The sequence below is a fragment of the Bacillus sp. FSL K6-4563 genome (genome assembly GCF_038630405.1).
GTDB lineage: Bacteria > Bacillota > Bacilli > Bacillales > Bacillaceae > Bacillus > Bacillus pumilus.
In genome coordinates, this window is sequence record NZ_CP152030.1 from 364,475 (window position 1) to 373,781 (window position 9,307).

Annotated in this window: 7 protein-coding genes and 1 riboswitch; of the genes, 6 read left to right on the plus strand and 1 reads right to left on the minus strand. The window is 42.5% G+C overall.

Annotated features, from left to right (window positions below; translation table 11 throughout):
* Positions 1-10: 10 nt before the first annotated feature.
* Positions 11-439, minus strand: a complete 429-nt coding sequence (locus MHH54_RS01985) for a NucA/NucB deoxyribonuclease domain-containing protein (protein WP_003214307.1) — start codon at positions 437-439, stop codon at positions 11-13.
* Between the two features lie 367 nt (positions 440-806).
* Between MHH54_RS01985 and MHH54_RS01990 the strand changes: the two genes are divergently transcribed.
* From MHH54_RS01990 to MHH54_RS02015, 6 genes are read left to right on the plus strand one after another with little or no spacing between them, the layout of a single operon-like run.
* The gene (locus MHH54_RS01990) at positions 807-2,876 is read left to right on the plus strand and encodes a hydantoinase/oxoprolinase family protein (RefSeq protein ID WP_003214320.1); all 2,070 of its coding nucleotides are present in this window, start codon (positions 807-809) and stop codon (positions 2,874-2,876) included.
* The gene (locus MHH54_RS01995) at positions 2,866-4,851 is read left to right on the plus strand and encodes a hydantoinase B/oxoprolinase family protein (protein WP_339161148.1); all 1,986 of its coding nucleotides are present in this window, start codon (positions 2,866-2,868) and stop codon (positions 4,849-4,851) included. Before MHH54_RS01990 ends, MHH54_RS01995 begins: the two co-directional genes overlap by 11 nt.
* Positions 4,848-5,933: an ABC transporter substrate-binding protein gene (locus MHH54_RS02000; protein ID WP_003214282.1), complete on the plus strand. Its 1,086-nt coding sequence runs from the start codon at positions 4,848-4,850 to the stop codon at positions 5,931-5,933. The genes MHH54_RS01995 and MHH54_RS02000 overlap by 4 nt, the downstream gene beginning before the upstream one ends.
* A gap of 8 nt (positions 5,934-5,941) precedes the next feature.
* The gene (locus MHH54_RS02005; protein ID WP_003213858.1) at positions 5,942-7,033 is read left to right on the plus strand and encodes an ABC transporter ATP-binding protein; all 1,092 of its coding nucleotides are present in this window, start codon (positions 5,942-5,944) and stop codon (positions 7,031-7,033) included.
* Entirely contained in the window at positions 7,033-7,902 is an 870-nt protein-coding gene (locus tag MHH54_RS02010; protein ID WP_003214329.1) for an ABC transporter permease, read from the plus strand. Before MHH54_RS02005 ends, MHH54_RS02010 begins: the two co-directional genes overlap by 1 nt.
* Positions 7,895-8,698 carry an ABC transporter permease gene (locus MHH54_RS02015; protein ID WP_065098779.1) on the plus strand — a complete coding sequence of 268 codons (804 nt, stop codon included), beginning with the start codon at positions 7,895-7,897 and terminating at the stop codon, positions 8,696-8,698. The genes MHH54_RS02010 and MHH54_RS02015 overlap by 8 nt, the downstream gene beginning before the upstream one ends.
* Positions 8,699-9,068: 370 nt before the next feature.
* Positions 9,069-9,161: riboswitch (cyclic di-GMP riboswitch) on the plus strand.
* The last annotated feature ends 146 nt before the right edge of the window (positions 9,162-9,307 follow it).

The following is a 9,307-nucleotide window of genomic DNA, read 5'->3' on the forward strand; positions in this document are numbered from 1 at the left end:
GGAAATGGCGTTAATCGATGATAAATTGTATTCTTGTGCCGTCAGGATCATCCGATAATTGATGACCGACCCATGAGCCGGCTCCTCTATTATCTGAAGGACTAATATATTTGACTGAAGCTCCTGTTCCTCCTTCCTTACACATCGCCATCGGCCATTCGTCCCGATCATACCCGCGCTTTGTTGGGATGCCATGAAGTGATTGTTCTCTTTGTTCATCGCTATGTTTACGGTCAATCGTGCATACGGATGAATGCCCTTCATCAATTGCCTCTTCTATGTGCTTCGCGGTTTCAGGGTAACGTTCTGATGGGAAGTGAATGGTCTTGTCATAAGATGAATTCGTCGTCTCTTGTTTACTTTGCTCCAGCTGAATATAGCCTGTTGCTACACCAACGACGATCAGTAAAAGCAAGAGAATGATTTTAAGAAGTTTCATAGATGCTAGCTCTCTTTCTTGTTTGCGTATTTTGTAAACAGAAGTATAGCAGAATTACTTACCAATTTCTCCTGGTTTTGAAAAAACGCCTTTTAAAGTTCGAAAAACGGTTTTTATCCGTTTTCTTGCTTTTCACATTTGTAAAAATTCATAAAAATTTTAATTTTTCAGTTCATAAAAAGATTATGCTTTATCAAAATGGCTTTATCACTGCTTTTTGGGCTAATTTCAAGAATTTAACACACAGAAATTTTAAAAAAATAAAATTGACTAGACCGATATGCTTTAATAATATGGAGTCAAATATCAAAAAATGTCGTAATTTATCAAAATATCGTTCTATTTACATTGTAGGAGGGAAGTACAAATGGCGGATGTCTCTTATCGGCTTGGCATAGACATAGGCGGAACATTTACTGACTTATCGCTGATGAATGAAGCAACAGGGGCGCTAACTGAACTCAAAACACCCACAGTGACTGACGACCCAGCTCAGGGAATTATCAATGGGCTAAAACTTCTAAAAGACAGAGGTGTTGATTTAGCTAAAATCCAATATCTCGTACATGGCATGACAATCGGTCTTAATACATTATTGCAGAGAAAAGGAGCAGATTTGGCCCTTTTTGTGACGGAAGGCTTTCAAGACATATTGTCACTACAGCGTTTACGATTACCCATTCCTTATGACTTCAATTCTCGTTTGCCAGAACCATTGATACCACGAAAGCATGTATATCCAATCTCTGAAAGGTTGATACACGATGGTACGATCAAAAAACCTCTCCATCTGCAGCAATTAGATCAGGCTGTCCAGCAGGTCATGTCTAAAGGGCTAGCAGGTATTGTCATTTCTTTTTTACATAGCTATCAAAATCCAGTTCATGAATTACAGGCAAAAGCCTATATCAAACACCATTATCCGCAATTAGAAGTCCTTACTTCATCTGAATTATGGCCCCAAATGAGAGAATACGAGCGTACTGTGATGTCTGTTGTCAATTTGTATATCCAACCAAAGGTGAAACAGTATTTACAAACATTGAAAAGCCGTTTGAAAGAAGAAGGTGTACCAATTTCTCCATACATTACACAATCAAATGGTGGTTTAATGGATGCAGAAAGTGCAGCAACTTCACCTGTTAAAACACTTTTTTCTGGTCCGGCAGCTGGTGTCATTGGTGCGGCAAGAATTGCAGCCGCTGCAAACGAATCCAATCTGATCACGTTTGATGTGGGGGGGACGAGTGCAGATATCTCCATTATTCAAAATGGACAGCCTACGATGGCTCAGTCAAATCAGCTTTCAGGTTTTCCGATCATTCTTCCATCTGTTGCGATGTATTCAATAGGGGCAGGCGGGGGTTCTGTTGCATGGATTGATCAGGGCGGGCTTCTCAAAGCAGGACCAGAATCAGTTGGCTCACAGCCGGGACCAGCTTCGTATGGAAAGGGAATGAAAGCCGCCTTAACTGACGCGTTCCTCATATGTGGTTATCTCAATCAAGAGCGTTTTGCCGGAGGACATTTACAACTACAGCTGTCCGCGGCGGAAAAGGCCTTTCAGCCAATTGCTGACCAGCTCAACAAAACGGTAGAAGAAGCGGCTGACCAGCTGATTCAAGTAGCTGTCGCCAATATGTACACAGAATTAAGCAATGTCATGGAGCAGCAAGGGTTTGACCCAAGAGATTTTAGTTTACTAGCGTTTGGCGGAGCAGGACCGGTTGTAGCGAATTTCCTTGCGCGAGAAATTCATGCGAAAAACGTGGTCGTTCCTCCAAGTCCAGGAACATTATGTGCATTAGGTGCCCTGAACGCTGACTTTATTCATGATGCGGTACTGTCGAAGAAAATATGTTTAAAAGACTACTCGATAGATCAACTAAAAAAAGATTATGAGATGCTTTCTCGAAAAGCGACTGATTGGTTCAGCCAGCAGAACATTCAGCATATTAAACAGACATCCATACTATTATTGGCAGATGCACGTTATCAAGGACAAGCCTTTGAGATTGAATTACCATTATCAGCTGAATGGCTGAAGCAAGAACAAGATATCCATCAACTCATTGAAGCCTTTCACAAACTACATCAGCGTCAATATGGTCATAGAGATGATCAGGCGAACATCGAGTTTACTCATTTACGAGTTCGAGTCATAGGCGAGACGCCGCCGCTGCCTTTCACAACTGTTCATGAAAGCAGCGGACAATCTTTGAAGCCACATGAATTTAGGCGAATCTTTATGGAAGAAAAAGAATATGAAGCAGCTATTTATTACAGAGATACTTTGTCAGTAGGCTCTGTCATTAATGGACCTGCCATCATTGAGCAGGATGATACGACAACATTGATTCTGCCAAATTGGGCAGGCAGCATTGATCAATCAGGGAACTTGGTGATTTCAAGGGAGGCGGCTTTACATGAGAACTGATCCAGCAAAGCTTGAGATGATGCGTAGTTATTTTAATGCAATTGCATCTGGCATGGGACATGTCATTGAGCGGACGTCTTTTACGACTTTCGTCAAAGAATCAGCTGACTTTGCGACAGCGTTAGCCACGCCTTCTGGAGATTTCTTTGTTTATCCGAAGACAGTGGGTGTCACGATCTTTTTAGGGCTGAGTCTTAAAAAAGCGATTGAAGAGAGCGGACCGATGCAGCCAGGAGATATTATCATCACAAATGACCCTTATACGACAGATGGTTTAGCAACTCACCTGCCAGATGTCCATATCATTAAGCCGATTTTCGTAGATGGTGAAATTGTCAGCTATGCTTGGTCTTTTGTTCATGTAAGTGATGTGGGCGGACTTGTGCCCTCAAGTATTTCACCGACAGCGACAGATGTTCATCAAGAAGGATTAAGAATACCGCCAGTGAAAATTTATGAAGGCGGAAAAGAGAATCAGGTCGTTCGTACTTTTTTAAGAGCCAACAGCCGAGCCAGTCATTTAAATGATGGGGATATCAATGCAATGATTGCTGCAGTAAATACAGCAGAAATTCGGTTAAAAGAAATGATCGGGAAATTTGGAATAAATGAAGTGAAACAAGGAATGATGGACCTCCTGAAACAATCTGAGGTTCGTGCAGGAAAGGTCATTGAAGCCATTCCGGACGGAACGAGTGAATTCGCTGATTATTTAGATGATGATATGATCTCGGATGTGCCGATCCGGTTGAAAATCAAGTTAACGGTGAAAGGAAAGCGGCTGACACTTGATTTTTCTGAGTGTGACCCACAAGTGAAAACAGCTTTTAACCTTGTCACCAATGGTCAGAAGCATTCCTTCCTATATCAAGGATTGATTAATTACATTATTAGTAAAGATCCCTTTATACCGATTAATGGCGGAATCACATATCCGATTGAAGTGATTTCACCTAAAGGGACGTTAGTGCATCCAGAATACCCGGCTTCTGTTGGTATTCGGCATTCAATTACGATGAGGCTGTACAATGTCGTACTAGGCGCCATTGGTAAGCTGTTACCTGAAGCGGTGCCGGCAGCAGGTGCAGGTCAATCTGCAATTGTTGTTCTCTCCGTTCCTGATAATCAAACAGGTGGCAGGAAAATGTCTGTTGTTGAACCATTAGGCGGAGGCGGCGGTGCTCAAAATGGAACGGATGGAGTAGATGGTATTGATCATTCGTCTGGCTTTTTGAAAAATACACCCATTGAGAGTTTAGAACAGCATATTGATATTCATGTTCACCGATATGAGCTTTTGCCAAACACAGGCGGAGCAGGAGAAAACAGAGGCGGACATGCGATTGGTTTGGAATTTGAAATGATCAAGCCTGAATCCATGGTGACCGCACGAGGGATGGAACGGATGAAGTTTCAGCCTTGGGGGCTAATGGGCGGCCGCGCGGGAGCTATCGGTGAGGTCAAACTAGTCACAACAAAAGGTGAAAAACAAGACCAGCCGAAAATAGATGTTCTACGTCTTGAAAAAGGCGAAATTGTGCAATTGATATCACCAAGTGGAGGCGGCTGGGGAAATCCATTTGCAAGAGAGAAAGAAAAAGTCCTTCATGAAGTGGAAGCAGGTTTATTAAGTGAAGAAAGAGCGCTGCAGCAATATGGCGTTAAAGTGTATCTAGACCAAAATGAATGGAAGATTGATGAGGAGCAAACGAATCTGCTTCGTGAAAAGGGTAATCATCCTGCTAATATCATGTGGGATGTTGGAGAACACAGAGAAGCTTATGAGAAAGTATGGACGGATGAAGCCAGCAGCGAGCTTGCTGTGCGGCTGCGTTCCTACCCAGCCAATGAACGTACACATTATAAACATGCAGTTCATCAATATTTCAGTCATAGAAATGAGCCGTTAACAAAGAAAGATATTATTCAAGCACTTCGTCATATGGATGGACAAAAAGGGGGAAATGAGTCATGAAAAGAAGATTAATCACTATTTTTGCAGGTGTTCTGTCAATGATTCTACTGCTGACAGCTTGCGGTGGGAATGGACAGGATCAAGGTAAACAGCAGCAGACTGTAATCGTTGGCGTATACGGAGGCGATTGGGAAAAGAATATCAAACCGATCCTCGAAAAGTTTGAAAAAGATACGGGAATTAAAGTCCAAACCGTCTCTGGTGCGGATTCTGAATGGTTTACAAAATTAAAAGCGTCAAATGGTAAAAATCCACCGTATGACCTGCTTATTTTACAGCCTGATACGATTCAAAGAGGCATTGCAGCAAACGTTCTTGCGCCTATCGATGAAGATCAAGCACCGAATGTCAAAAAACTTTACCGTTCTGTTCAAAAGAAGCTCACTGTTGATGGAAAACAATATGCAGCAGGCTTTAGTATGGGTCAGCTTGGAATTGCTTATCGAAAAGACCTCGTAAAGCAGGAACCAAACAGCTGGACAGACCTATGGAGCAGTCAGCTAAAAGGGAAGGTAGCGATTTCATCCCCGACTTATTCAGCCGGGCTGCAATTTTTCTCTGCGCTTGTTCATGCTCAAGGGGGGACAGAATCAAATCCTAAGGATATTGATAAAGCCTTTAAAAGCCTTTCGCAATTAAAAGGGCATGTAGCTGCTTTTCCAGACAATCCAGGGTCTATTCAAACCTTGTTAGAACGTGGTGACGTCGCAGCAGTTCCATATTGGGATGGACGAGCATTTGCACTTGAAGAAGAAGGAATGAATATTGGTTTCTCATATCCGAAAGAAGGCGCTGTTGCAGCAGTTGCGAGCTGGGCTTTAACGAAGGGAAGTCAGCATGAAGAAGCGGCTTACAAACTATTAAACTATTTAAGTGGAAAAGAAGCTCAAGAGGCTTTCTCGGCAGTATCTTATTATGGCATGTCGAATTCTGATGTGAAATACGGTGACAAGATTAAGGGGAAGGTCAAGGTTGGAGAGAATTATTATAGCAAGCTGACTTGGGTAGATTACGAAACAGCAACTTCGGAGCTGGGCAATTGGACAAATCGATGGAACGAAGTATTAGGCGGAGGAAAATAGGTGATCGTATGAGTGGAATCCATTTAGAACATATTAGCCAGCATTTCGGCGAGCAGATTGCTCTTAACGATGTCAGTCTTACGGTGAATGAGGGGGAGTTTTTCTCCCTTCTTGGTCCTAGTGGCTGCGGGAAATCAACGTTATTAAACATCATTGGCGGTTTTTTAGAGCCAACAAAAGGTGTCGTCTATATTGGTGATCAGAATGTGACGAATTTACCGCCTTATCAAAGAAAAACGGGTATGGTTTTTCAAAGCTATGCACTCTTTCCGCATCTGACCGTATTTGATAATGTGGCGTATGGGTTAAAGGTTCAAAAGAAAAAGAAGGCAGAAATTAAAGAGAAGGTAATGGAGAGTTTGTCTCTTGTGCAATTAGAAGCGTTTGCGAAACGTATGCCGCATCAATTAAGTGGTGGACAGCAGCAGCGGGTAGCGATTGCAAGGGCGCTTGCGATTCAGCCATCTGTTCTTCTTCTTGATGAACCGCTCAGCAACCTAGATGCAAAACTAAGAAAAAATATGCAGACAGAGCTTCGAAATATTCAAAGGAATGTCGGAATTACCACCATTCTCGTGACCCATGATCAAGAGGAAGCATTAAGTCTTTCTGATCGGGTTGGGATTTTAGGAGAGGGGAAAATCCAGCAGATTGGGACGCCTTTAGAGGTGTACCGCCAGCCGAACAATCGATTTGTTGCTGAATTTATCGGACAAGTGAACCTATTTGAGGCGGTCTATGATGAAGCGAAAGCTGCATTTATCGTTCCTCATTTAATCCAGTCAAACGGGCAGGAAGTTCAATTAAAGGCAGCGGCACACCAAGAGAAGAAGGAGAAGCATTTACTCATGCTCCGTCCGGAAAGAATCAACATATCTTCTGAGCGGGAAGACATTCAGTCCAACCATGTATCAGGTGTGCTGACTGATGTCAGTTATATTGGTCACTCATTACGTTTGGTGGTGGGGCTCGATAGCGGTGAAATGATTGTTCATGCTTCTGATGCAGCATTTCCAGAGCTGCCGAAAGCTGGAGAAGCTATTCATATCAATTGGCAGCCTGAAGATATCGTTTTCCTAGATTCGAAGGTGCATACGTGATGCGTATCAAGAAAAAGAATCAGCGATTTCATTGGTTCATGCTGCTGCCGGCGTGTTTGTTTCTTGTTGTATTTCTTCTAGCGCCGCTTGTGATGATGTTCGTGCTCAGTTTTCGTGATGTGGATTCAATGATGAACACATTACAAACGTATAGCTTTTCTCAATATATTCATGTGTTCACGACAGATGCGTATGTGAAGGCGATTGGAAGTACAGTGTGGGTAGCCTTACAGACAACGGTGATTTGTTTATTGATGGCATACCCTGCGGCATACGTGCTCGTCAAGGCACCTCATCCGCGTCTGCGGGCATTTTTCTATATCTTACTTGTCTCGCCGCTTTTGACAAGCGTTGTGATTCGGACATTTGCATGGATTGTCCTTCTTTCACAAAATGGTCTGATCAATGGCATGTTATTAGATTTACATGTGATTGAGAAGCCGCTCTCTATGCTGTGGAATATGAATGCGGTGATTATTGCTTATGTCCAGGTCATGCTGCCTTTTGCAGTGCTGCCTATTGCGACGAGCTTAACTGATATGGATCGTCATTTACGATCGGCTTCTATGAGTCTAGGAGCTGGACGAATTCGAACCTTCTTTCATGTGACCTTTCCATTGACCATTCCAGGGATGGTGACTGGGGCTATTATTGTCTTTTCGCTGGCGGCTGGGAGCTATATCACTCCGCTCTTAGTCGGCGGAAGAATGCAGCCGCTGCTACCGCTGTCTATTTATCAGCAGGTCATGCAGGTGTATAACTTGCCTCTTGCTGCAGCGATGTCCTTTACGTTATTGGTTTGTGTGCTTGTGGTGGTCAGTTTATTAAGCTATCTATTGAAGCGCTGGGAGGCGAGGATGCATGCGTAAAAAATCATTTGGTGATCGCTTGCTTTCCATCCTGATTTGGACTGCTGGATCATTGGTTTATCTCTTTTTAACCATACCTGTTCTTGTCATTGTCCTATCTGCTTTTAGTCCAAATGCCTTTCCTGAATTTCCGCCGACTTCATTCTCTGTTCGTTGGTTTCAAGAGGTCGTGTCGAATCCAGAATGGATGGAGTCTCTGCGTATCAGTGTGATTTTGCTATTCATCGTAACGCCTCTCACGGTTCTTTTAGGCACGATGGCTTCGTATGCTTTAGCAAGGCTTTCCTTTAAGGGAAAAGAGGCGATTCAAGCCTTCATTTTGTCACCTCTTATGATTCCTCAAGTAGTGTTAGGGATTGCCATGCTCTATTTGTTTACGGCTATGGGGTTTACGGGATCTTTGTGGGCGCTTGTCATAGGTCATGTCATCATTGGCTTTCCCTATGTGGTTCGAACAGTAGGTGTCAGTGTCTCGAATTTGGATCCGCGGCTTGAGCTAGCTTCAATGAATCTTGGCGCAGGACCCATTCGCACATTCTTTCGAGTGACGCTGCCTTTGATAAAGCCAGGAATTATTGCAGGTGGGGTATTTTCTGCCGTGACGTCATTTGGGGAAATATCGATCAGTTTGTTCGTTTCCTCTCCCCAAACGATTACGATTCCCGTCAGGACGTTTAATTACATTGAGCAAACCTTTGATCCGAGTGTCAATGCGATATCTGTCATATTTATTATCATTTCTATCATTGCGTTGCTCATTATTGAAAAAACAATTGGCCTGTCTAAGGTGATGTAAATATAATGAAGAAACAAGGGAGCTGTCATTTGAAATGGCAGCTCTTTTTGTGTTGTTTTTACGGTAAATATTTTCAATTTTTTAGGGAATATAGTTCTTAAGATTTAAGAAATTGTGGAGGGTGGAAGGAGACCTCTATCCTACATTTTCGGTCATATTTGCAAAATTTAAGGGAAAACATGAAATTTTTGCGGTATTTAGTCGATTCTTTTCGGTTGAACGCAACTATTATTAGTTATTTTCGGTAAATATCGTAAATTATTATGTGATTCATTCGGCATAACGCATGAATCTTTACACCCATTTTTCGGTGAAAAAAACAATAATTTCATATAAAGTGGACGTAATATAGAAAATATTTAAAAAGAAAAGAAGAAAAAGGCAAATCTATGGAAACGTAGAGACGCAAAGCCATGTCCTAAGGTAAATGTTGCTTTTTTACTAAGGTCGCCAGGTTACCGAATCAAAATGGGAGTCCCTCCGTTTTATTCGGGGTGGGCTTCTTTCCGTATTCTGTCTATTTTAATGAAATAGACTTGGTTCTTTTGATATAGAGGGTGCAGGGTTGTCACATTGGTGGAGAAAACATAGAAGAGGCGGAGGATGAAA